The sequence below is a fragment of the Aeromonas sp. 9A genome, assembly GCF_963900955.1.
In the GTDB taxonomy this organism is placed as follows: Bacteria; Pseudomonadota; Gammaproteobacteria; order Enterobacterales; family Aeromonadaceae; genus Aeromonas; species Aeromonas salmonicida.
The window spans coordinates 4,403,762-4,426,231 of record NZ_CAWRFG010000001.1; the positions used below are offsets into that span (position 1 = coordinate 4,403,762).

Here is a 22,470-nt window from a genome sequence, read left to right on the forward strand (position 1 = left end):
TGCCCCACCTCAATAGAGACGATGGGTGATGCCGTTGAGCAGCCGCGACAGTCCCTTGGTGAACTGGACCGGCGCATCCTGCACCGTGTAGCAGAGGCAACCATCCGGCGTATGCGGGCTGTGGGCATGGCTGGCATCGCGCCAGATGAAGTCCCCCGCCTGATAGCAGGTGTCACCATCCTGCATGTTGCCCGCCAGCAACAGGGTCAGCTCGTAACCCTGATGGGTGTGCTCGGGGATGCGACCACCGGCCTCGATGTGAAGCAGACTGGCGCGGGCCCCCATCTCGTCCAGCGGCAAACTGTGCTGGCGAATGGCACCGATATGGCGCCACTTGGGGGCATGGTGACGGGCAAGCACCCTGGGCAGGCGGTATAAATGGCCGGCTACCTGCAATTCGGGGGTGGACGGCGCCGGTTGGCCGAGCTCGGCCTGGCTGGCCACTGGCTGCTGCAATATGCCGGCCAGTACGGCGTCGAGTCCGGCTGGCATGGGCTCGCTCACCTCGGCTGACTGCTCGGTCGGCTCCAGATACTGGCGAGCCAGTTCCTCTTCGCAGGCTCGCAGACTGGCAGCACACTCGGGGCAGAGCTCACAATGGGCAGAGACACCGACGGCCAGCGGCAGGGGCAGCTCGTCGGCGGCGAAGGCGCGCAACATGGCGTGAGTCGGATGGGTTTTAATCATGGCCTTGCTCCACTTGCTCTTTCAATTTCTGTAATGCCAGTCTGAGGCGAGATTTGATGGTGCCAAGAGGCACGCCGAGTCGCTCCGCCAGCTCCTGCTGGGAGAACTCCTGCAGATAGATGCCGCGCACCACCTGCTGTTGCGGTTCCGGCAGGGTGGCAAGATAGTGCGCCATCTGGCGGGTCAGCACCGCATCCTCACCACCGCTCAGGTGCTCCTCTTCCGCTCTGAACTCCAGCATGGGCCACAACTCCTCGGCGCAGAGATCCTCCTTGCTGGCGCGGCGGCGGCGCAGCATGTCGAAACTCTGGTTGCGCATCACGGTGTAGATCCAGGTGGTTGGCGCCCCCTTTTCGGGGTGGTAGAGGCGAGCCTTCTGCCACACCAGCAACATGGTCTCCTGCACCAGCTCCATGGCGTTGGCCTCGCTGCCAAGGTGACGCAGGCCATAGCTGCGAATGCGCGGCGCGAAGTGAGTGAACAGGGTGGCAAACGCGGCCTTGTCAGCCTGCTCGGCCACCCGGATGAGAAGAGACTTCAGATCGCCATCTGGGTTGTCCATGGGGGGCGATATCCTGCGCAGAGTCGATTGGGGTTGGCCAGTATATGCCATTGCGCCATACCTTGAATGTTGTGGTCATCACCATTACGCCAAGCGCGCAAAAAGGATCACCCGATAAGCCGCAAAATCGCGCTCAATGACTTGCAACCAGCAAGCCCTTCAACAGAGAAAGCGCGGGCTGGTTGTTCTCCGCCGCCAGCAGCCACTGCTTCTGCTCCACGGGAATGGGCAGCACCTCCAGCCAGCGCTGGGCCACCCAGCTGGCATCATCCCAGTCGGGGTCGTGGTAGAGCGCCGCATACTCCGGATAGTCGTTGAACACCTCCTGCAATGCACTGACCAGGGATTGCTGGTCGGCATTGAGTCGCACGGACTGCCAGAGCGGCAGCAGTTCCACCTCGCCGACTCTCAACCCGTCGGACTCCTGCCACAGATCGGCGATCCTGACCCGTTCCATGCCGAGCACTGTAATGCCCAACAAACCGTCTGGCAGTTGATCGAAATCGACTATTCGCACCCGGGTAGCAATGGGGTACATGTTGCGCAGCGCATCGGGCTGGCGGGGGTCGAGCATGCAGAGCACAAAGCCCTGATCTCCCGCCTCGGCGATCATGCGCTGGTATCTGGGCTCGAAGATGCGCAGCGGCATGATGCCACCGGGCAGCAGGTGAGCCGAGAGGGGAAACAGCGCCAGTTTCATCAGGATATTCCTCTGTTGGAGATGCCTGTTGATACGACGCCCGCACCAGAGCAGATCATTGAGTGCCAGTGGGAATAGAAAAACCCTTAACAATCAGGGGAAAATAGCCTGGACAAGCCGATTCGATATGCAGTAGAAATGGATAAGCACCGCTTATCCCAGTGAATATTCTGGATAGTGGTGGCAAATGCAGTGAAATATCCGCCCGACCAACTCTGGCGGGCCGTCCCTATAGTTTTCTCGGGCCGATGCGGGTAAAATTCACGCCCTTATATATCAGTCATTTTTCGACGCGCAACCTTGGTGGTCAGTTATGAAAGAGCATATTCATCATCTACTTGAACAAACGGTAGCCAATCTCAAGTCAGCAGGCGTCTTGCCGGCGGACCTGGAAGCCCGGGTGCAAGTAGACCGATGCAAGGAGAAGGCTCATGGTGACCTGGCCACCAACCTGGCCATGCTGCTGGCCAAACCGGCCCGCAAGAATCCCCGTGAGCTGGCCGCTGCCATCATTGAAAACCTGCCCGCCTCGGATCTGATCGCCAAGGTCGAGATCGCCGGTCCCGGCTTCATCAACTTCTTCTTCGACCAGCGCTGGCTGGCCGGCCAGGTCGAGGCCATGGTGACCAGCGCCAACGCCAACGTGAAGCTGCCGACGCCGCAAACCGTGGTGGTGGACTACTCGGCGCCGAACGTCGCCAAAGAGATGGCCGTGCACCACATCCGCTCTACCGTGCTCGGTGATGTGGCCGCTCGTGCTCTGGAGTTCCTCGGCCATAACGTTGTGCGCGCCAACCACATTGGTGACTGGGGTACCCAGTTCGGCATGCTGATCGCCTATCTGGAGAAGATGGCCAACGAGCACGCCAGCGACATGGCGCTCAAGGATCTGGAAGCCTTCTACACCCAGGCCAAGCGTTGCTACGACGAAGACGAAGCCTTCGCCGAGCGTGCGCGCAACTACGTGGTCAAGCTGCAAGGTGGCGATGAGTACTGCCGCACCATGTGGAAGAAGCTGGTCGACATGACCATGGAACAGAACCAGATCAACTACGACCGCCTGAATGTCTCCCTGACCAACAAGGACATCATGGGCGAGTCCATGTACAACGACATGCTGCCCCAAATCGTCACCGACCTGAAAGCCAAAGGGCTGGCGGTCGAGAGCGAAGGCGCCACCGTTGTCTTCCTGGACGAATTCAAGAACAAGGATGGCGAGCCCATGGGCGTCATCATCCAGAAGAGCGATGGCGGTTTCCTCTACACCACCACCGACATCGCCTGTGCCAAATACCGTTATGAAACCCTGGGCGCCGACCGGGTCATGTATTTCATCGACTCCCGTCAGCACCAGCATCTGATGCAGGCCTGGACCATCACCCGCAAGGCGGGCTATGTACCGGAATCCGTGCCCCTCGAGCACCACGCCTTCGGCATGATGCTGGGCAAGGATGGCCGTCCCTACAAGACACGCTCCGGTGGTACCGTCAAGCTGGTTGACCTGCTCAATGAAGCGGAAGAGCGCGCCGCCGCCCTGCTGGAGAGCCGCAACAGCGACCTCTCTGCCGAAGAGAAGGCCAACGTGGTCAACGCCATCGCCATGGGCGCGGTCAAGTATGCGGATCTCTCCAAGAACCGCACCACAGACTACATCTTCGACTGGGACATGATGCTGTCGTTTGAAGGCAACACTGCGCCCTATCTGCAGTATGCCTACACCCGCATCCAGTCCATCTTCCGCAAAGCCAACATCGATGCCAGCACGCTTATTGGCAACGTGACCCTGAACGAAGAGGCGGAAGAGGTACTGGCCCAGAAGCTGATCCAGTTCTCCGACGCGGTCAACGGCGTTGCCGACAAAGGCATGCCACACCTGCTCTGTACCTATCTGTACGAGCTGTCAGGCAACTTCATGACCTTCTACGAAGCCTGTCCGATCAACAAGGATGGCGTCGATGAAGCCACCCGCCAGAGCCGCCTGCTGCTGTGCGCCGCCACTGCCAAGGTCCTGAAACTGGGTCTGGGCGTGCTGGGCATTCATACCCTGGAGCGCATGTAATAGATGGCAACCCGGGATTACGTCGGCAACAGCCCGAGAAGACGGGCCGGTGGTCGTAACACCAAGAAAGCGGCACCTCGCCGCTTTCCTGTTATCCCGGCACTGCTGGCCGGGGCGCTGCTGGCGGGTTTCGGCGGCTTCCTGTACATGATCAATGGCAAGGGCAGCGATGCCCCCACCATTGAAGAACAGGTCAAGGCCAACAAGCCCAAAACGCAGAACAATGGTCTACCCCAGGAGAAGTGGAGCTATATCGAACGGCTTGAAAACAAGCAGGTCGATGTCATAGCGCCACCTCCCCAGCCGGGTGTGTTGCCGCCGCCACCGGCGGAGACGCTCACCCTGCAGCCGGAGAAACTGCCGCAGCCTGTGCCGACCGACATCCCCCAACCGGGTACGCCCATTGGTCAGGTGCAGCCCTACAAGCCGCAACCGGTTCAACCGGCCAAACCCGCCCCTGTGGCCAGCGCCCAGGAGCAGGTGATCGATCGTCAGGCGGACCGGGAGCGGATGGAGCGGGAGATCCGTGCCGAACTGGAACGTGAGCGGGCCGCGGCGCCCAAACCACAAGTTGCGGCAGCCACGGGCGACGACAGCGGACGCTACATGATGCAGTGCGCCGCCCTGCGTTCGCAGGATTCTGCCGAATCGCTCAAGGCCCGTATCGCCTTCACCGCCGGGCTCTCCTCCAGCCTGCAAGTTGTCAACGGAGCCGGTGGTGCCGTCTACAAGGTGATGGTGGGTCCGTTCAGCGGCAAGGCAGCCACAGATGCGGCCAACCGCAAGCTGCAAAGCGCTGGCATCAGCGGTTGCATCCCCAAGAAGGGGTGAACCCTGTCAGGGGAACCTTGAGAAAGGGCCGGGTCGACAGACCCGGCCCTTTCTCCTTTCTGTCCTACCAAGTCTCGATAGAGGTCGACCCGCTTCGGATACTCCCCCAGGGTTGAAAAGCCAGTCGGGCATCCCCATCTTTCTTGCCATGCACAGTCAGGCCGTTATTCGGCTCAAGCGAGGTAAGTAAAGTGACTACCATAGTTTCAGTTCGCCGCAACGGTCAGGTCGTGATCGGTGGTGATGGCCAGGTATCCCTCGGCAACACCGTCATGAAGGGCAATGCCCGCAAGGTTCATCGTCTCTATAACGGCAAGGTACTGGCGGGTTTCGCTGGCGGTACTGCCGATGCCTTCACTCTGCTCGAACGCTTCGAAGCCAAACTGCAGGCCCATCAGGGTAATCTGGAGCGTGCCGCCGTGGCGCTGGCCAAAGACTGGCGCACCGATCGCGCCCTGCGCCGCCTCGAAGCCCTGCTGGCGGTCGCCGACGAGCACAAATCCTTCATCATCACCGGCAACGGTGACGTGGTGCAGCCGGAGCAGGATCTCATCGCCATCGGCTCGGGCGGCAACTTCGCCCAGTCCGCGGCCATCGCCCTGCTGGAAAACACCGAGCTGGATGCCAAAACCATAGTCGAGAAGTCCCTCAAGATTGCGGGCGACATCTGCGTCTTCACCAACGGCAACCACACCATAGAAGTGCTGGATTATTCAGCTAAATAAGCCAGCCAAGTAACCCATTTTCGAAGGGGTGGGCCCTGCCCGCCCCGGATACAGGAATGCCATCATGTCCGAGATGACCCCGAGAGAAATCGTTCACGAGCTGGACCGACACATCATTGGTCAGGCCGATGCCAAACGCGCCGTCGCCGTTGCCCTGCGCAACCGCTGGCGCCGGATGCAGCTCGGTGAAGAGATGCGCCATGAAGTGACCCCGAAAAACATCCTGATGATAGGCCCGACCGGTGTCGGCAAGACCGAGATCGCCCGTCGTCTGGCCAAGCTGGCCAACGCGCCCTTCATCAAGGTGGAAGCGACCAAGTTCACCGAGGTGGGCTATGTGGGCAAGGAAGTGGACAGCATCATCCGCGATCTGACCGACGTCGCCATCAAGCTGGTGCGCGAGACCGAGATGGAGAAGATGAAATACCGCGCCGAGGAGGCCGCCGAAGAGCGCATCCTCGACGCCCTGCTGCCCAACCCGCGCAACACCTGGGGTGAGGAAGAGAAAGCCGACAACTCCAACACCCGCCAGATCTTCCGCAAGAAACTGCGGGAAGGTCAGCTGGATGACAAGGAGATCGAACTGGAGCTCTCAGCCTCCCCGATGGGCGTCGAGATAATGACACCGCCGGGTATGGAAGAGATGGCCAACCAGCTGCAGGGGCTGTTCCAGAACCTGGGCCAGAACCAGAAGAAGAAGCGCAAGATCAAGGTCAAAGAGGCCATGAAGGCGCTGATCGAAGAGGAAGCCGCTCGTCTGGTCAACCCGGAAGAGCTGAAGCAAAAAGCCATAGCGGCGGTCGAGAACAACGGCATCGTCTTCCTCGACGAGATCGACAAGATCTGCAAACGCGGCGAGAGCTCCGGCCCGGACGTTTCCCGTGAAGGGGTACAGCGCGACCTGTTGCCGCTGGTGGAAGGCTGTACCGTCAACACCAAGCACGGCATGGTCAAGACCGACCATATCCTGTTCGTCGCCTCCGGCGCCTTCCAGGTCGCCCGCCCGTCGGATCTCATCCCCGAGCTGCAGGGTCGTCTGCCGATCCGGGTCGAGCTGACCGCGCTCACCACAGATGACTTCGAGCGCATCCTGACCGAGCCGAACGCCTCCCTGACCGATCAGTACAAGGCGCTGATGGCCACCGAAGGGGTCAATATCGAGTTCACCAAGGATGGCATCCGTCGTCTGGCCGAAGCGGCCTGGCAGGTCAACGAGCGCACCGAGAACATAGGTGCCCGTCGCCTGCATACCGTGATGGAGCGACTGATGGAAGACATCTCCTTCGATGCCTCCGAGAAGTCCGGCGAGACCTTCGTGATCGACACCGACTATGTCAACGCTCACCTCGGCAAGTTGATTGAAGATGAGGACCTGAGCCGCTTTATCCTGTAAGCGAGTCTCGGCACAGCACTGACTATTCTGGACGCCTCCACTATGGAGGCGTCTTTTTTGTGTCTCATGATCCTCACACCACCGCCAGTGCCTCCTCTCGTCTGCGCCCCACCAGCCATAGCGCCAACCCTGTGAGCAGGCCGGTCAGGGCAAAGGTAACCTGAGTACCGAACACCAGATCGGTCGGCATGGCCATGCTCAGATTGTGCGTCCCCACCAGAGTGGCAAACAGGCCACCGAGCCCGGCTGCTCCCGTCAGCTGACCCAGATTGCGCGACAGGGTCAACAAGCCCGCAACGGCCCCCCGTGCCTGCTCACTCGCCCCACCGACCACGGCACTGTTGTTGGCGGTCTGGAACAATGCATAACCGGCCGTCAGCAGCAGTATGGGCAACAGATAGCCGAGCGGACCATATCCTGCCGTCAGGGTTGCCAGTCCAAGGGCTGCTATGACCATGACAGCCAACCCCAGCCGAACGACCCATAGCACGCCAAACCTGTCCACCAGCCAGCCGGCAGGCATACCCGTCAAGGCGGCCAGCAGGGGTCCCCCCGAGATCATGAGCCCGACCGTCGCCATATCGAGGTCAAACACGCCCCTCAGGTAGAAGGGGCCGATCAGCAATGTCACCACCATGACGCTGGCCACCAGGGCACTGGCGAGCAAGCCGCCCCTGAGCCTGGGTTCGGCCAACAGCACCAGTGGCAACAGGGGAGAGGGGTCGAGGCGCTCGCGGCGAATGAACAGTGCAGTGACAAGCAGAGCCCCCGCCCACAACCCCAGCGCCAAAATCCCTCCCGAGGTCAGCGCCAGCCCGTAGCAGAGCAGCGCCATCACCAGCATCGACAGACTCGCCAGGTTCACCCTCTCTCTTTGTGGCAAAGCGCCCTCAGGTGGCAGACCCAGCATGCCGGCACCCAGTGCCAGCAGGCTGACGGGCACCAGCAGCAGAAAGGGAGCCTGCCAGCCAAACGCCCCGATCAAGAGGCCGCCGAACGAGGGGCCAAGGGCTGTGCTACAGGCCGACAGGGTACCGAGCAGTCCCATGCTCCAGCCACGCCGCTCTGGTGGCACCAGCTGCCCCACCATGGCGAGCGCCAGAGAGAGCATGCAGGCAGCACCGGCTCCCTGCAGGACGCGCGCCGCAATCAGCCAACCTATGGTGGGAGCCAGGGCGCACAGCAGGGACGCCAATGCAAACAACGCCATGCCCCAGAGCAGCAAACGCCGCCGGCCAAACCTGTCCCCAAGCCTGCCAGCCACCACTGTCAGGCAGGTGATCCCCAGCAGATAGGCCACCAGTACCCATTGCACGCTGGCAAAGGGGACGGCAAATACCTGTCCCAACGCGGGCAGTACCATGTTGGCCATGCTCCCCGCCAGCATGGGCAACAGGGTGGCAAGACCGAGTGCCAGCAGGCCAACACGGCGGGCAAAAGGCGTCGGGATTTTGATGGAATGTGACATGGGCATGACCTCCGGCGAACTATGATGCCGACAAGGCTAGTCAGAGCGTGTATCTGGCGGAAGACGCACGGCTTGCAACTTATAGCTGCACGGCACGCCATATGAAGAGCCGGATTCTCGCGTATGATGAATCCAACCGACCGCCATCAGGTTGGTCACCCCTAACACCCGGCTCGGCGAGGGCACGACCATGACCACCCCCGATTTCAATCTGCTGCTGACCCTGGATGCGCTGCTCGATGAGGGCAGCGTGGCCGGGGCGGCCAGGCGGCTGAAACTCAGCCCCTCCGCCATGAGCCGGGCGCTGGCCCGCCTGCGTGACACCACGGGGGATCCGCTGCTGGTGCGCGCGGGCCGGGGGCTGGTGCCAACACCACGCGCCCTGGCCCTGCGCGAGCGGGTCAGCCAGCTGGTGCAGGAGGCCGAAGCCGTACTGCGCCCCCAGCAGGAGATAGATCCGGCCCACCTGGTGCGCACCTTTCGTCTCAGATCCAGTGACGGTTTCGTGGAGAGTGTCGGGGCGGCCCTGCTGGCGCGGCTCGCCGCCGAGGCGCCCGGGGTGCGGCTGCATTTCATGGCCAAGCCCGACAAGGAGAGCCAGCCCCTGCGCAGCGGTGAGCTGGATTTTGAAACCGGCGTGATCGGCACCAATACGGCGCCCGAGCTGCGCACCCAGGCGCTGTTCCAAGATCGCTTCGTCGCCGTGGTACGGCCGGGTCATCCACTGTGCGAGGGGCCCCTGACCGCCGCCCGCTATGCCGCCGCCCGCCATGTGCTGGTGTCGCGGCGCGGGCAGGAGCACGGCCCCGTCGACGAGGCGCTCGCCGCCCTGAAGCTGGAGCGTGCCATCGCCACCCTGGTGCCGGGGTTTGCCACTGCGCTGGCGCTGGTGCGGGGCAGCGATCTGGTGGCGACAGTACCAGCCCTGCACTGCGCCTCCCTGCACGCCGATCTGGTGACTCTGCCCTTGCCCTTTACCTTGCCCAGGATCACTCTGGCCCTGCTCTGGCACCCACGGCTGGACACCGATCCGGCCCATCGCTGGCTGCGCACCATCATCCGCGAAACCTGCGCCCGCGCCCCCTATCAGGCCACTCCGAAAGAGCGGTGATCTGCGCCACCATAATCCGCAGCACCACCCAGATGCCACACAGTGAAAGCACCTCTGCCGAGGTGTTTTCTTTCATTATGCCTGGCCAGACGGGCTCCCCCTCTTGCCCCCCCTTGCCCCGTGACAGCCAAAGCCCAGAACGCACCACTGGTATACCTATTTATGTATAGCTCTGAATTGTATCGAATTACCCCTGAGGAGATATATAAATAGACACTTGATTTGCATCAATCGTCCCGTCCCTGCGACTGGGTAGCCTAGCCTCAGAATGATGTTTTATTACTCCAAACTAGAGGCAATCATGAGCAAAGTCAGGCTGGCCGTCATAGGGAACGGCATGGTGGGGCACCGCTTCATCGAAGAGTTGATCGAGCGGGCCGATCCGGACCAGTTCGAGATCACCGTCTTCGGTGCAGAACCGCGTCCCGCCTACGATCGTGTCCATCTCTCCTCCTACTTTTCCCACCACACCAGCGAAGATCTCTCCCTCGTCAAACCCGGTTTTTACGAGAAGCACGGCATCCGCCTGCTGCTCGGCGAAGCGGTGAAAAAAATTGACAGGGCGGCCCGCGAAGTACATTCCAACAAGGGCACTGTGGTCGGTTACGACAAGCTGGTGCTGGCCACCGGCTCCTACCCCTGGGTGCCGCCCATTGCAGGCAGTCAGCACCACGAGTGCTTCGTCTATCGCACCATAGAGGATCTGAAAACCATCCGCAGCGCCGCCAAGAGCGGCAAGAGTGGTGTTGTCATTGGGGGCGGCCTGCTCGGCCTGGAAGCGGCCGGCGCTCTCAAGGCGCTCGGCCTCGAGACCCATGTGGTGGAGTTTGCCCCGGTCTTGATGGCGGAGCAGCTCGACGGTCAGGGTGGCCAGCTGCTGCGCCGCAAGATCGAATCCATGGGGGTGCAGGTTCACACCAGCAAGAGCACCAGCGAGATCCTGATGCACGGCGGTCGTGACGCCCGGCATCGCCTCGCCTTTGCCGACGGCAGCACGCTTGAAGTAGATGTGGTGGTCTTCTCCACCGGCATACGCCCACAGGACACCCTCGGCCGTTATTGCGAACTGGCCATAGCCGAGCGCGGCGGCGTAGCTGTCGACGATCACTGCCTCACCTCGGATCCCGACATCTATGCCATCGGTGAGTGCGCCGCCTGGCAGGGTCGCTTCTTCGGCCTGGTGGCGCCCGGCTACAAGATGGCCCAGATCACGGTCGACCACCTGCTCGGCGGCGACAGCCGCTTCGAAGGGGCGGACATGAGCGCCAAGCTCAAGCTGCTCGGCGTCTCCGTCGGTTCCATCGGCGATGCCCATGGCCGCACCCCCGGCAGCCACAGCTATGTATTCCAGGACGATCAGGCCGGCGTCTACAAGCGTATCGTGGTGAGCGAAGACAACAGCCGCCTGCTCGGTGCCGTGCTGGTTGGCGATGTGGATGACTACGGCAACCTGCTGCAGCTGATGCTCAACGCCATGCCGCTGCCCGCCCACCCGGATACCCTGATCCTGCCCGCCTATGCCGGTGCCAAGCCGACCCTGGGAGTAGATGCCCTGCCGTCCACCGCCCAGATCTGCTCCTGCTTCGACGTATCCAAGGGCGACATAGCCCAGGCGGTCGCCGAGGGCCACACCACGCTGGCCGCCATCAAGCAGCACACCAAGGCCGGTACCGGCTGCGGCGGCTGCGTGCCGCTCATCAGCCAGGTGCTCAACGCCGAGCTGGTGAAGCAGGGCATAGAGGTCAACAACCACCTCTGCGCCCACTTCCCCCACTCCCGCCAGGAGCTGTTCCACCTGGTCAAGGTGGAAGGGATCAAGAGCTTCAACGAGCTGCTGGCCAGACACGGACACGGCTATGGCTGCGAGGTGTGCAAACCCACGGTCGGCTCCATCCTCGCCTCCTGCTGGAACGACTATGTGCTGAACCCGCTCAACACCCAGCTGCAGGACACCAATGACATCTTCCTCGGCAACATGCAAAAGGACGGCAGCTACTCCGTCATCCCGCGCATGGCCGGTGGTGAAGTGACCCCGGAAGGCCTGCTGGCGGTGGCCGAAGTGGCCCGCGACTACAAGCTCTACACCAAGATCACCGGCGCCCAGCGCATCGGCCTGTTCGGTGCCCAAAAAGATGATCTGCCCGCCATCTGGCGGAAATTGCTGGCCGCGGGCTTCGAGACAGGTCAGGCCTACGCCAAGGCGCTGCGCATGGCCAAAACCTGTGTCGGCAGTACCTGGTGCCGCTTCGGCGTGCAGGACAGCGTCGGCCTCGGGGTCTTCCTCGAGAACCGCTACAAGGGCATTCGCACCCCCCACAAGATGAAGTTCGGTGTCTCCGGCTGTACCCGCGAATGTGCGGAAGCTCAGGGCAAGGATGTCGGCATCATAGCCACGGACGCAGGCTGGAACCTCTATGTGGGCGGCAACGGCGGCATGAAGCCGCGCCACGCGGACCTGCTGGCCTCCGACCTGGATCGGGAAACCCTCATCAAGCTGATCGACCGTTTCATGATGTTCTACGTCACCAGCGCCGACAAGCTGCAGCGCACCTCGGTCTGGCTCGGCAACCTGGAAGGGGGTGTCGACTACCTGCGCGAGGTAATCGTCGACGACAAGCTGGGACTGAATGCCACCCTGGAGCGCGACATCCAGGTGCTGATCGACAGCTACGAGTGCGAGTGGTCCCGCACCCTGAATGAAGAGGAGCAGCTCAAGCGCTTCAGCCACTTCATCAACAGCGGCAAGCGTGACCCGGACGTGCAGTTCGTCAGCGAGCGCGATCAGCACAGGCCCGCCACTCCGGCGGAGCGCATTCCCGTCTACCAGATCGAAGTGGAGGCAAAGTGATGAAATTAGCCTGTCAACTCAATGAGATTTTTCCAGGCACGGGCGTCTGTGCCCTGCTGGAAGGGCGCCAGATCGCCCTGTTCCGCCCGAGCGCGGCGGCCGAGGTGTTCGCCATCGACAACCGGGACCCCTTCTTCGCCGCCAACGTACTGTCGCGGGGCCTGATCTGCGAACACGAGGGCGCGCTCTGGGTTGCCAGCCCGCTCAAGAAGCAGCGCTTTCGTCTGAGCGATGGCCACTGCTTCGAGAATCCGGCCATGTCGATTGCCTCCTTTGCCGTAGAGGTACGCGATCAACAAGTCTGGGTCGCCGTCTAACTCCATGAATATCGGGGCTGCCCGCGGGCGGCCCCCTTAAAGAGAACACCTATGTATACCGAGACCATCAACAAGTGCGCCGCCAACGCGGCCCGCATCAACCGCTTTGAGCGCAGCGACAAGCTGGGCTTCTGGCTCAGCTCCGCCATGGCGGGGGCCTATGTGGGCCTGGGCATCATCCTCATCTTCACCCTGGGCAACCTGGTCGACCCCAGCATTCGCCCGCTGGTAATGGGAGCCACCTTCGGCATCGCCCTGACGCTGGTGATCATCGCCGGCTCCGAGCTGTTCACCGGCCATACCATGTTCCTCACCTTCGGGGTGAAGACGGGCAAGATCACCATGACCGATCTGCTGCGTATCCTGCCCCAGACCTGGGCCGGCAACCTGCTCGGCTCCATTGCGGTAGCGCTGATCTACTCCTACGGCGGCAGCCTGCTGCCGGATGCGGGCAGCCTGGCCCACAAGGTGGCGCTGGCCAAGACCCAGGCACCGGCCCTGACCCTGTTCATGAAAGGTGTGCTGTGCAACTGGCTGGTCTGCCTCGCCATCTGGATGGCACTGCGCATCGAAGGTGCCGCCAAGTTCATCGCCATCTGGTGGTGCCTGCTGGCCTTCATCGCCTCCGGTTATGAGCACTCGGTCGCCAACATGACGCTGTTCGCCCTCTCCTGGTTCGGTGCCCATTCCGAGGCCTACACCCTGGGCGGCATAGGCCACAACCTGCTGTGGGTGACACTCGGCAACACCGTCTCCGGCGCCCTCTTCATGGGACTAGGCTACTGGTATGCCACCCCGAAAGCGGATCGTCCGGTCGCAGTGACAGACGCCAACGCCGCCACCAGCCAGACCCAAACCGCCTGATCCGGAGGCCCCATGGACTACTTGCCCATCTTTTGCCGACTCGACAACAAACCCGTACTGCTGGTCGGCGGCGGTGAGGTGGCGGAGCGCAAGGCGCGCCTGCTGCTGGACGCCGGTGCCCGCCTGACTGTGGTCTCTCCCGCACTCGACCCCGAACTGGCAGCGCTGGCCACCAGCGGGACTATCGACTGGCTGGCTGCCGAGTTCGAGCCGGCACACCTGACGGGCAAGTGGCTAGTGGTGGCCGCCACCGACAGGCGTGAAGTCAATGCGCTGGTCTACCAGAGCGCCAACCAGGCGGGCATCTTCGCCAACGTGGTGGACGATCCCAAACGCTCCAGCTTCATCATGCCGTCGATCATCGACCGCTCACCGCTGATGGTGGCCATCTCCTCCGGCGGCAAGGCCCCGGTGCTGGCCCGATTGCTGCGCGAAAAACTGGAGGCCCTGCTGCCCCAGCACCTGGGCGCTGTGGCCGCCTTTGCCGGCGGCCTGCGTGAGCGGGTCAAGGCCCGTTTCGCCAGCATGGGAGAGAGGCGCCAGTTCTGGGAGCGGCTGCTTGGCGCCGACCGGCTCGGTCAGGCGCTGGCACGGGGTGACAAGGCATCGGCCAACCAGCTGGCCGATGCTCTGTTTGCCGAGGATGCCGGTGCCAAGGGGGAAGTGATTCTGGTGGGCGCAGGCCCGGGGGATCCCGGTCTGCTCACCCTGCACGCCCTGCGCCAGATGCAGCAGGCTGACGTGGTGGTCCATGACCGGCTGGTCTCCGACGAGGTGATGGCGCTGGTGCGCCGCGATGCCAAACGCATCTTCGTCGGCAAGCAGGCGGGCAACCACTGCGTGCCCCAGGAGGGCATCAACCAACTCTTGCTGGAAGAGGCGAAGAAGGGGCTGCGGGTAGTACGGCTGAAAGGGGGCGACCCCTTCATCTTCGGCCGGGGCGGCGAGGAGCTGGAGACGCTGGTCGGCAGCGGCGTGGGCTTCCAGGTGGTGCCGGGGATCACGGCGGCGAGCGGCTGCGCGGCCTATGCGGGCATTCCTCTCACCCATCGCGATCACGCCCAGAGCGTGCGCTTCGTCACCGCCCACGGCAAGGGTGGCACCCAGGATCTGGACTGGCCCCTGCTGGCTCGGGATCAACAGACTCTGGTGTTTTACATGGGACTCTCATCGTGCGCCACCATACGCCAGAAGCTGACGGCTCACGGCAAGGCGGGCACAACGCCGGTGGCGCTGATCGAGCGGGGCACCCAGCCTCGCCAGCGGGTCATCCGCGGCACCCTCGACCAGCTGCCGGAGCTGGCCGTCGGGGTCGAGAGTCCCGCTCTTATCATGGTAGGCTCCGTGGTAACCCTGGCCGACAAGCTCGCCTGGTTCGGTCAGACCAACCATGGGATGCAAGCCGCCGCACTGGCCTGAACCCGCTATCTGCCAGTCCATTCAGACCGCCGCCATCATGGCGGCGGTTTTTTATGACGTCTGACGGCACTCATGGTCATAACCTCCTGTTTTGAGTCTGGTATCCTATGGGGAGGTCATCCGGCCAACCGATTTCAGGAATTCCGTTTCATGTCTCACCCCGTCAAGAACAGCGCCAAACAGCGTGAAAAAGACAGAAGGCGCATCCTCACCCTGTTGCTGGCCGACGATGCCCTCACCGACAGCCTGCTCGACCCCCAGTCGGCACAGGATGCAGCGCAGCGCGACCAGACTGGCGAAATAATCCGTCTGGTGAACCGACTGCCCGCCGCCGACGTCGCCGATACCCTGGAATCCCTGCCGCCGGACGAGCGGCACGCGCTGTGGCAGCTGGTGAATGAAGAGAAGCATGGCCAGATCCTGGTCGAGGCATCGGAGACTGTGTGGGACAGCCTCATCAACGGCATGAGCGACAAGGCGCTGCTACATGCACTGCGCTCCCTTGATATCGACGATCAGATCTATCTGGGCCAATACCTGCCTCGCAACCTGATGGGCCGCCTGCTCACCTCCATGGCCCCGCCCCAGCGCGACCGGGTACGGGACGTGATCCGCTACGGCAAGCACACTGTCGGCGCCATGATGGACTTCGAGATCATCACGGTGCGAGCCGAGGTGAGCCTGGCGACAGTGCAGCGCTACCTGCGCCTGCGCGGCAAGATCCCCGTCAACACCGACAAACTGTTCGTCATCGACAGGCGCAACCGCCTGCAGGGGGAGCTGCCCCTCACCACTTTGCTGCTGCACAAACCGGATACCCTGGTCGCCAACGTCATGGAGCGGGATCCCGTTACCTTCGACCCGGAAGACAACGATGAAGCGGCGGCCCGAACCTTCGAGCGGGATGACCTGATTTCCGCGGCTGTGGTGGATGCCAAGGGCAAGCTGATGGGTCGCCTCACCGTCGCCGAGGTGGTGGACCTGGTGTATGAAGAGAGTGACACAGACCTGCGCCGCATGGGGGGTATCAGCGAAGATGAAGACCTGTTCGCCCCGGTCAGCAAGGCGGTCAAGACCCGCTGGGCCTGGCTCGCCATCAACCTCTGTACCGCCTTCGTGGCGTCACGGGTCATAGGCCTGTTCGAGCACACCATCTCGCAACTGGTGGCGCTGGCGGCCCTGATGCCCATAGTCGCAGGGATCGGTGGCAACACTGGCAACCAGACCATCACCATGATAGTCCGCGCACTGGCACTGCAGCATATCCAGGCGGGCAACATCTCCTTCCTGCTGTGGCGTGAGCTGGGGGTGGCACTCGTCAACGGCCTGGTGTGGGGCGGTACCATGGGGGTCGCGACCTATCTGCTCTATCAGGATCCGGCGCTGGGTGCCGTGATGACGCTGGCAATGATGATCAACCTGCTGGTCGCCGCCCTGATGGGGGTCATCATTCCCATGACCATGACCCGTCTCGGCCGGGATCCCGCGATAGGCGCCAGCGTGATGATCACCGCCATCACGGATACCGGCGGCTTCTTCATCTTCCTCGGGTTGGCCACCCTGTTCCTCATCTAGGAACGACCAGCCTCAAACAACAAAGGGAGCCACTATGGCTCCCTTTGACTATCCCGCTCGGGCAGCTACACCCGGTACTTGGCCACCGCCTGGTGGAGCAGCTTGGCCTGCTCGGTCAACCCATGGCTGGACTTGGCATTCTCCTCCGCCATCAGACTCGACTCCTGGGCGATATCACGGATGTTGGTCACGTTGCGATTCACCTCGTTGGCCACCAGGCTCTGCTGCTCGATGGCGGCGGCGATCTGGGTGCTCATGTCCATGATGTGAGTGACATCCTGGGTGATTTGCCCCAGCAGATCACCCGCCGTGCTGGCCTGCTCCGAGCTGCTGTTGCCCTGTTCCCGGCAGGTTGCCATCATGCCCACTATGCTGCCGGTCTGTTTTTGCAGCGAGCTGATGATGCCGGCGATCTCCTGGGTCGACTTCTGGGTACGGATGGCGAGGCTGCGTACTTCGTCTGCCACCACCGCAAAGCCACGGCCCTGATCTCCCGCCCGCGCCGCCTCTATAGCCGCATTGAGGGCCAGCAGGTTGGTCTGCTCGGCAATGCCGCGGATCACGTCCAGCACAGAGCCTATGGTCTCGCTCTCTTTCTGCAACTGGGCCACCTCGCGGGAGGAGCTCTCCAGATTGCCCGCCAGCGAGCGGATCTGGCGAACCGTGTTTTCGACCGCGGTGCGCCCCTCCATCGCCTTGATGTTGGTCGCCTGGGCATTGTTGGCAGCCTGCTCAGTGTTGCGTGCTATCTCCTCTATGGTGGAACCCATCTCGGTGGAGGCCGTCGCCACCTGGTCTGTCTCCTGCAACTGCCTTGACGCCCCTTCGCTCGTGCGCCTGACGTTGCTGGAGAGGTGATCCGCCGCCTCGGTCAGGGTATGCACGCTCTGCTTCACGTCGCCGATGAGATGGCGAAAGCCGCCCAGCATCACGTCCAGATTGCCCGCCAGCTGGGCCATCTCGTCAGCCCCTTTCAACTCAATCCTGAGGCGCAGGTCATTGTCCTGACGGATGCGATTGACTGTGTCATTCACCCGCGAGATGGGTCTGTCTATGCTGCGACCCAGCAGTACGCTCATGACGCCAATCAGCACTATGATCACGCCGCCACACACCAGCATCAGACTGTTGAGGCGGGAGGTCTGCCGTACCAGCTCGTCGGCAATATGCTGGCCGACAGCCGCAAAGCCCTGCTCGGTCTGATGCACCAGATCCCGCATCTGGTTGCGCAGTCCCTCATCCTCTTTCAGTCCCAGCACCTGCATCCCCTGCACTAGGGCAACGAAGTCCTGCCGGTACTGCTGGCTGGCCTGCTCCAGCTTGCCACGGTCAGCCTCCGGCAATGTTGCCAGATTATCCTGGAAGCTCTTGTGTAGGGTCTGGAAACGCTCCAGATACTGGATGTCGGAGCGCAGCATGAAGTCTTTCTCCGCCCGTCTCAGTTGCAGCATAGTGACGAGCAGCCCTTGCTGATCCAGCTGTTTGAGCCCCTCTTCAACCTGATGCACCGCCGCTCTCAAGCGGCCATAAAGCCCATCTTCCGGCCCCAACCCGATCGTCTGCTGTTGGGTCACCAGATCGTTGAAGGCCTTGCCATAGAGCCCCATCTGCTGATCCAGCCGGGCCAGTTCACCGTGCACGACGCTGATGTTGTCATCTGTGCTCAGAGTCCGGTTGAGGGTGTGGAAATCAGTCAACTCTTTATTGAAGCGCTCGACGAAGGTCAGATCCTTGCGGATCAGAAAATCCTTCTCGGCACGCCGCAGGTTCAACATGGCGATTTCGAGCCCGTCCACATTGCGTTGGGCTTCAGCCAGGTGGCGGCTTACCTGGCTGGAGTAGAGGAACAGAGCGCTCAGCACCAGCATGGCAACGGCCACCAGCGCGGTATTCAGGATCAATTTATGACGGATCAACACTATGGGCCTCTCACAAACAAGGGATGGACTGCATTGAGCTTATGCAGAAAACGTTATCCCTGTTGTTGTTCAAGGAATATTCATTGAAATGCCAGTCCCACTCCTTATACTGGTTCCACCTGTTTCCAGCGGTGGATTTGACACAATGGAATACAACACTTCAGAACTGTGCGACATCTATCAGGACATGGTGGATGTGCTCGAACCCATGCTCTGCTCCTTCGGCGGCCGCGCCTCTTTCGGCGGCGTCATCACCACGGTGAAATGCTTCGAATCAAACGGTCTTATTCGTGAGCTCGTCAAAGAGAACGGCGTCGGCCGCGTGCTGCTGATCGATGGCGGTGGCTCCATGCGCCGTGCCCTGATCGACAGCGACATTGCCACCACGGCCGCCGAGAACGAGTGGGAAGGGATCGTCTGCTATGGCTGCGTGCGCGAAGTCGACATCCTGGAAGATCTGGATATCGGCATCCAGGCACTGGCGGCCATTCCGGTCGGCGCCGACAGCAAGGACGTGGGAGAGACGGATCTGCCGGTCAACTTCGGTGGCGTCACCTTCCTGCCTGATGATCATCTCTACGCAGATACCACAGGGGTGATCCTCTCCCCTGAGGCACTCGATATCGAGTAAGCCGGAATCAACATGACGATGGGAGCCCTGGCTCCCATTTTTTATGGCTGAAACTTGCTGAAAAAAAGACAAAAAAAGAGGGCCAGAAGAACTGGCCCTATAACTGGAAGCAATGTGAGCAATGTCGTGCCTTCACAAGAAGTCCATCACGTTGGAACGAATGAAGTCTTTCCCGGAAAACAAGTTAACAATAATCATTCTCATTTAACTAAGCAACCCTTATTTTCCGAAAGTGCAAAAAAATTGACCACCGCCGGGGTGGTCAATCTCGTCAGGCTTGGCGCGTCGCCGTTTGCAGACCGGCCAATCCGGCCTCACCCACCAGCTTGCGGCTGAGGTAACGCAGCAAAACACCGTAGAGCGGTACAAACAACCCAAGGCTTATCAGCAACTTGAATACATAGTCCACGGTGGCGATCTCGACCCAGTGCTCGGCCATGAAGGGATCCGTGCTGCGCCAGAAGGCGATGCTGAAGAAGGCGATGGTATCCACCAGATTGCCAAACAGGGTCGAGGCAGCTGGCGCCACCCACCAGGCCCTGAGCAGGCGCAGCCGGTTGAACACCACCACATCCATGAACTGGCCCACCAGATAGGCCATGAAACTGGCCAGAGCGATGCGCGCCACGAACAGGTTGAACTCGGCCAGATTACCGACCCCCTGGAAACTGCCTTCGAAAAACAGTACCGAGAGGACATAGGACACCGTCAGCGCAGGCAGCATGACTGTCTGGATAATCTTGCGTGCCAGGCCGGCACCGAAGATCCGCACCGTCAGGTCGGTGGCCAGAAAGATGAACGGGAAGCTGAATGCCCCCCAGGTGGTGTGAAAGCCGAAAATGGTGATCGGCAGCTGCACCAGATAGTTGCTGCTGGCAATGATCAGTATGTGGAACAAAGAGAGGCGCACCAGCGCCGTGCGGTGCTGAGCAGGGGTCAAATTCATATTGTGACCTTTTTGGTTAATGGGGTTAGGGAACCCATACCGCCACCATTGGCGATAATTGAGGGGCGAGATTATACGCCCCCCAACTGATAGTTCAATCTTTATGCTGCTGATCCGGCCAGCGGCCATTGTCGCCTAAGGGGCAAGACCATAGGCCCCAAACCGATAGTTCAATCTTTATGCTGCTGATTCGGCCAGTGCCCATTGTCGCCTAAGGAACAAGACCATAGGCCCCAAACCGATAGTTCAATCTTTATGCTGTCGGCCAAGCCAGATCACCACCTCGCGATCTGCCGGCTGCACTGCCGCCAGCCAGCAACCGCTGTAGTGCTCATATTCCAGCCTGAGCTGACTCCCTTCAAATTCCAGCCGCCAGCTGTGACGATCGGCGCCCCACTCCTTGTCGACAAACCCTAACTCCCACTCCTGCAACAAGCCCTCGGCCAGCGCCGGAAAGGTATCCCAGCAGAGTCCCGGGCAATCCAGCATCACAACGCCTTGTTCCAGTTCGATGCGATTCACGCGCCAATTCATGGTTTATTCCTCAGCTACTGCAAGAAAGCTCACCACCGCAATACCACTGAGGGACGGGCGTAGCCAGATCTGCATATTCGGGTTGTTCATCATAGGGCTGCTGCAAGGCAGCAAGCAGCCGCTCGAACTGGGTCATATCCCCACTCTCGGCGGCATCTATCGCCTGCTGGGCCAGGGCATTGCGCAGCACGTACTTGGGATTGATGGCATCCATCTGTGCCTTGCGGACAGCATCCTCGCTCCCCTCCCGGATCAGCCTGACCCGATAAAGTTCAAGCCATCCCTGCCAGAGGGCAGGATCCGGCAGCAAGGCCAGCAGAGAGACAGGCCACTCCCCCTTCCCTGTCACCTCACCCAGGCGGCGCAGGAAGAGATGATAATCCACCCCCTGGCTCGCCAGCAGCTGGAACAGCTGGCGGAACAGGGCGGGATCTTCCTCCTCCCACTGCGTCAACCCAAGCTTGGCTCGCATCAGCTCGGAGTAGTGCAGCATCAGCTGATGTTCGTACTGGGCAAGCGAGGTGGCCAGGGCGTCGCCGTCGACATGCCCGGCCAGCGCCTGAGCCAGCTTTTGCAGATTCCAGTAACCCACCGCCGGTTGCTGATCCAGTGCATAGCGACCATCCGGATCCGAGTGGTTGCAGACAAAATCCGGCACATAGGCATCAATGAAACCGTAGGGACCGTAATCCAGAGTCAAACCAAGCAGGGACATGTTGTCGGTATTGAGCACACCGTGGCAGAAACCCGCCGCCTGCCACTTGGCGATAAGCCGTGCTGTGCGGCGCACGACTTCGGCAAACAGCTCGGCGCCGTTGTCCAGTTCAGGGAAGTGGTAACGCAGCAGATAGTCGATGAGAGCCGGGATCTTCTCCCCCTGACCACTCCAGGCAAAATATTCGATGTGACCGAAGCGCAGATGGCTGGGCGCGGTACGCAACACGGTTGCGCCCGTTTCTTCCTGCTCCCGGTAGACAGGCTCCTTGCTGCCCACCAGCACCAGTGCGCGGGTGGTGGGGATACCGAGGGCATGGAGCGCCTCTGAGGCAAGATACTCGCGGATGCTGGATCGCAGCACGGCCCGGCCGTCACCGAAGCGGGAGAAGGGCGTCTTGCCCGCCCCTTTCAGATGTAGATCCCAGCGCTGGCCATCGGTGGTCAGTTGCTCCCCCAGCAACAGGGCGCGGCCATCACCGAGGCGCGGGCTGTAACCACCAAACTGATGGCCCGCATAGACCTGCGCCACAGGCTGCATGCCAGGCAGCGGCTTCCCCAGACCACAACAGGCAAGCCAGTCAGTGTCACTGACACCATCCAGCCCCAGCTCGGCCAGCAGGCCACGATTGAGATGCAGCAACCTAGGTTCACGCAGTGGCTGGGGGACGACAGGCTCACAAGCCCAGGGCAATTCAGTGGCAAAAGTGTTGATCAGCTTCATGGTGGTGCGATTCGTCCCTGCGTATGCTCGTGTCACTCTTTATACCGCCGTCGGCCGAGTTCGGCTAACAGGCGATTGCGCTATTTCATTTCAAGGAAAAGAAGATGCAAAGATGGGTGTATGCCCTGCCGCTGCTGGCACTGGCTTGGGGACATCTGGCCAAGGCCGCCGACATCGAAGCGGGCAAGGCCAAGGCGGCTGTCTGTGCTGCCTGTCACGGGGTAGAAGGCAAGGCACTGATCCCCAACTATCCCCATCTGGCTGGCCAGAACCACGCCTATCTGGTGAAACAGCTGAAAGCCTTCAAGGATGGCAGCCGCCAGGAGCCCTTGATGGTGCCTTTTATGGCCCCCTTGACCGAAGCAGACATGGAAAATCTGGCTGCCTTCTATGCCAGCTTGAAATAACCCGCCTTACCCAGACGACCCCGGCCCTCATCTTGC

Annotated in this window: 20 protein-coding genes; 12 read left to right on the plus strand and 8 right to left on the minus strand. The window is 61.5% G+C overall.

The features are described from left to right. Nucleotides 1-9: 9 nt before the first annotated feature. From AACX78_RS20365 to AACX78_RS20375, 3 genes are all read right to left on the minus strand, one after another. Entirely contained in the window at nucleotides 10-687 is a 678-nt protein-coding gene (locus tag AACX78_RS20365) for a ChrR family anti-sigma-E factor (RefSeq protein WP_159167238.1), read from the minus strand. Further along, nucleotides 680-1,249, minus strand: coding sequence for a sigma-70 family RNA polymerase sigma factor (locus tag AACX78_RS20370; protein WP_201302908.1), 570 nt, complete (start codon nucleotides 1,247-1,249; stop codon nucleotides 680-682). The genes AACX78_RS20365 and AACX78_RS20370 overlap by 8 nt, the downstream gene beginning before the upstream one ends. 133 nt (nucleotides 1,250-1,382) lie before the next feature. After that, the gene (locus tag AACX78_RS20375; protein ID WP_201302909.1) at nucleotides 1,383-1,949 is read right to left on the minus strand and encodes an LON peptidase substrate-binding domain-containing protein; all 567 of its coding nucleotides are present in this window, start codon (nucleotides 1,947-1,949) and stop codon (nucleotides 1,383-1,385) included. Nucleotides 1,950-2,262: 313 nt separating this feature from the next. Here AACX78_RS20375 and argS point away from each other — a divergent pair, with 313 nt between their 5' ends. The 4 genes from argS (at nucleotide 2,263) to hslU (ending at nucleotide 6,957) form a co-directional block, all read left to right on the plus strand. Next, the gene (gene argS, locus AACX78_RS20380; protein ID WP_058395123.1) at nucleotides 2,263-4,008 is read left to right on the plus strand and encodes an arginine--tRNA ligase; all 1,746 of its coding nucleotides are present in this window, start codon (nucleotides 2,263-2,265) and stop codon (nucleotides 4,006-4,008) included. Between the two features lie 3 nt (nucleotides 4,009-4,011). After that, complete coding sequence (locus AACX78_RS20385) at nucleotides 4,012-4,839, plus strand: SPOR domain-containing protein (RefSeq protein ID WP_059168219.1); 828 nt, start codon at nucleotides 4,012-4,014, stop codon at nucleotides 4,837-4,839. 191 nt (nucleotides 4,840-5,030) lie between these two features. Beyond that, nucleotides 5,031-5,564, plus strand: coding sequence for an ATP-dependent protease subunit HslV (hslV, locus tag AACX78_RS20390; RefSeq protein ID WP_005318389.1), 534 nt, complete (start codon nucleotides 5,031-5,033; stop codon nucleotides 5,562-5,564). Nucleotides 5,565-5,628: 64 nt separating this feature from the next. Then, nucleotides 5,629-6,957 (plus strand): HslU--HslV peptidase ATPase subunit, encoded by a 1,329-nt coding sequence (gene hslU / locus AACX78_RS20395; RefSeq protein WP_005318386.1) that lies wholly within the window; start codon nucleotides 5,629-5,631, stop codon nucleotides 6,955-6,957. A 73-nt stretch (nucleotides 6,958-7,030) separates the two neighbouring features. Here hslU and AACX78_RS20400 read toward each other — a convergent pair whose 3' ends face one another. Further along, nucleotides 7,031-8,425, minus strand: coding sequence for an MFS transporter (locus AACX78_RS20400; RefSeq protein ID WP_159167241.1), 1,395 nt, complete (start codon nucleotides 8,423-8,425; stop codon nucleotides 7,031-7,033). 190 nt (nucleotides 8,426-8,615) lie between these two features. Between AACX78_RS20400 and AACX78_RS20405 the strand changes: the two genes are divergently transcribed. The 6 genes from AACX78_RS20405 to mgtE all read left to right on the plus strand — a co-directional run bounded on the left by AACX78_RS20405 (nucleotide 8,616) and on the right by mgtE (nucleotide 16,559). After that, complete coding sequence (locus tag AACX78_RS20405) at nucleotides 8,616-9,536, plus strand: LysR family transcriptional regulator (RefSeq protein WP_159167242.1); 921 nt, start codon at nucleotides 8,616-8,618, stop codon at nucleotides 9,534-9,536. 301 nt (nucleotides 9,537-9,837) lie between these two features. After that, nucleotides 9,838-12,384, plus strand: coding sequence for a nitrite reductase large subunit NirB (nirB, locus tag AACX78_RS20410; RefSeq protein ID WP_201302910.1), 2,547 nt, complete (start codon nucleotides 9,838-9,840; stop codon nucleotides 12,382-12,384). Then, entirely contained in the window at nucleotides 12,384-12,701 is a 318-nt protein-coding gene (gene nirD, locus AACX78_RS20415; protein ID WP_159167244.1) for a nitrite reductase small subunit NirD, read from the plus strand. Before nirB ends, nirD begins: the two co-directional genes overlap by 1 nt. Before the next feature lie 51 nt (nucleotides 12,702-12,752). After that, nucleotides 12,753-13,565: a nitrite transporter NirC gene (nirC, locus tag AACX78_RS20420; RefSeq protein WP_159167245.1), complete on the plus strand. Its 813-nt coding sequence runs from the start codon at nucleotides 12,753-12,755 to the stop codon at nucleotides 13,563-13,565. 12 nt (nucleotides 13,566-13,577) lie between these two features. Then, nucleotides 13,578-14,984 carry a siroheme synthase CysG gene (gene cysG / locus AACX78_RS20425; RefSeq protein ID WP_159167246.1) on the plus strand — a complete coding sequence of 469 codons (1,407 nt, stop codon included), beginning with the start codon at nucleotides 13,578-13,580 and terminating at the stop codon, nucleotides 14,982-14,984. Nucleotides 14,985-15,134: 150 nt separating this feature from the next. Further along, nucleotides 15,135-16,559 (plus strand): magnesium transporter, encoded by a 1,425-nt coding sequence (gene mgtE / locus AACX78_RS20430; protein ID WP_059168226.1) that lies wholly within the window; start codon nucleotides 15,135-15,137, stop codon nucleotides 16,557-16,559. Between the two features lie 65 nt (nucleotides 16,560-16,624). Here the strand turns inward: mgtE and AACX78_RS20435 are convergent, their stop codons facing one another. Beyond that, nucleotides 16,625-18,478, minus strand: a complete 1,854-nt coding sequence (locus AACX78_RS20435; RefSeq protein WP_159167247.1) for a methyl-accepting chemotaxis protein — start codon at nucleotides 18,476-18,478, stop codon at nucleotides 16,625-16,627. Between the two features lie 145 nt (nucleotides 18,479-18,623). Here AACX78_RS20435 and rraA point away from each other — a divergent pair, with 145 nt between their 5' ends. Next, entirely contained in the window at nucleotides 18,624-19,109 is a 486-nt protein-coding gene (gene rraA, locus AACX78_RS20440; RefSeq protein ID WP_005318362.1) for a ribonuclease E activity regulator RraA, read from the plus strand. Between the two features lie 271 nt (nucleotides 19,110-19,380). On the opposite strand, the gene AACX78_RS20445 is transcribed toward rraA, so the two are convergent. The 3 genes from AACX78_RS20445 to AACX78_RS20455 form a co-directional block, all read right to left on the minus strand. Next, the gene (locus tag AACX78_RS20445; RefSeq protein ID WP_059111846.1) at nucleotides 19,381-20,055 is read right to left on the minus strand and encodes a 7-cyano-7-deazaguanine/7-aminomethyl-7-deazaguanine transporter; all 675 of its coding nucleotides are present in this window, start codon (nucleotides 20,053-20,055) and stop codon (nucleotides 19,381-19,383) included. A 246-nt stretch (nucleotides 20,056-20,301) separates the two neighbouring features. Then, a complete protein-coding gene (locus tag AACX78_RS20450) occupies nucleotides 20,302-20,589 on the minus strand; it encodes a DUF3630 family protein (RefSeq protein ID WP_096118931.1) in 288 nt (95 codons plus the stop codon). 10 nt (nucleotides 20,590-20,599) lie between these two features. Next, a complete protein-coding gene (locus AACX78_RS20455) occupies nucleotides 20,600-22,027 on the minus strand; it encodes a protein adenylyltransferase SelO (RefSeq protein ID WP_159167248.1) in 1,428 nt (475 codons plus the stop codon). A 104-nt stretch (nucleotides 22,028-22,131) separates the two neighbouring features. On the opposite strand from AACX78_RS20455, the gene AACX78_RS20460 reads away from it, so the two are divergent. Then, a complete protein-coding gene (locus AACX78_RS20460; protein ID WP_021138464.1) occupies nucleotides 22,132-22,434 on the plus strand; it encodes a c-type cytochrome in 303 nt (100 codons plus the stop codon). Nucleotides 22,435-22,470: the final 36 nt, after the last annotated feature.

What these genes read in the sequence shown, in the direction of transcription:
- rraA (WP_005318362.1), top strand. Translation starts at nt 18,624, where the DNA reads ATGGAATACAACACTTCAGAACTGTGCGACATCTATCAGGACATGGTG.
- nirB (WP_201302910.1), top strand. Translation starts at nt 9,838, where the DNA reads ATGAGCAAAGTCAGGCTGGCCGTCATAGGGAACGGCATGGTGGGGCAC.
- AACX78_RS20455 (WP_159167248.1), bottom strand. Translation starts at nt 22,027, where the DNA reads ATGAAGCTGATCAACACTTTTGCCACTGAATTGCCCTGGGCTTGTGAG.
- AACX78_RS20450 (WP_096118931.1), bottom strand. Translation starts at nt 20,589, where the DNA reads ATGAATTGGCGCGTGAATCGCATCGAACTGGAACAAGGCGTTGTGATG.
- argS (WP_058395123.1), top strand. Translation starts at nt 2,263, where the DNA reads ATGAAAGAGCATATTCATCATCTACTTGAACAAACGGTAGCCAATCTC.
- AACX78_RS20405 (WP_159167242.1), top strand. Translation starts at nt 8,616, where the DNA reads ATGACCACCCCCGATTTCAATCTGCTGCTGACCCTGGATGCGCTGCTC.
- AACX78_RS20365 (WP_159167238.1), bottom strand. Translation starts at nt 687, where the DNA reads ATGATTAAAACCCATCCGACTCACGCCATGTTGCGCGCCTTCGCCGCC.
- hslU (WP_005318386.1), top strand. Translation starts at nt 5,629, where the DNA reads ATGTCCGAGATGACCCCGAGAGAAATCGTTCACGAGCTGGACCGACAC.
- cysG (WP_159167246.1), top strand. Translation starts at nt 13,578, where the DNA reads ATGGACTACTTGCCCATCTTTTGCCGACTCGACAACAAACCCGTACTG.
- AACX78_RS20385 (WP_059168219.1), top strand. Translation starts at nt 4,012, where the DNA reads ATGGCAACCCGGGATTACGTCGGCAACAGCCCGAGAAGACGGGCCGGT.
- mgtE (WP_059168226.1), top strand. Translation starts at nt 15,135, where the DNA reads ATGTCTCACCCCGTCAAGAACAGCGCCAAACAGCGTGAAAAAGACAGA.
- AACX78_RS20460 (WP_021138464.1), top strand. Translation starts at nt 22,132, where the DNA reads ATGCAAAGATGGGTGTATGCCCTGCCGCTGCTGGCACTGGCTTGGGGA.
- AACX78_RS20375 (WP_201302909.1), bottom strand. Translation starts at nt 1,949, where the DNA reads ATGAAACTGGCGCTGTTTCCCCTCTCGGCTCACCTGCTGCCCGGTGGC.
- nirC (WP_159167245.1), top strand. Translation starts at nt 12,753, where the DNA reads ATGTATACCGAGACCATCAACAAGTGCGCCGCCAACGCGGCCCGCATC.
- AACX78_RS20370 (WP_201302908.1), bottom strand. Translation starts at nt 1,249, where the DNA reads ATGGACAACCCAGATGGCGATCTGAAGTCTCTTCTCATCCGGGTGGCC.
- AACX78_RS20400 (WP_159167241.1), bottom strand. Translation starts at nt 8,425, where the DNA reads ATGTCACATTCCATCAAAATCCCGACGCCTTTTGCCCGCCGTGTTGGC.
- nirD (WP_159167244.1), top strand. Translation starts at nt 12,384, where the DNA reads ATGAAATTAGCCTGTCAACTCAATGAGATTTTTCCAGGCACGGGCGTC.
- AACX78_RS20445 (WP_059111846.1), bottom strand. Translation starts at nt 20,055, where the DNA reads ATGAATTTGACCCCTGCTCAGCACCGCACGGCGCTGGTGCGCCTCTCT.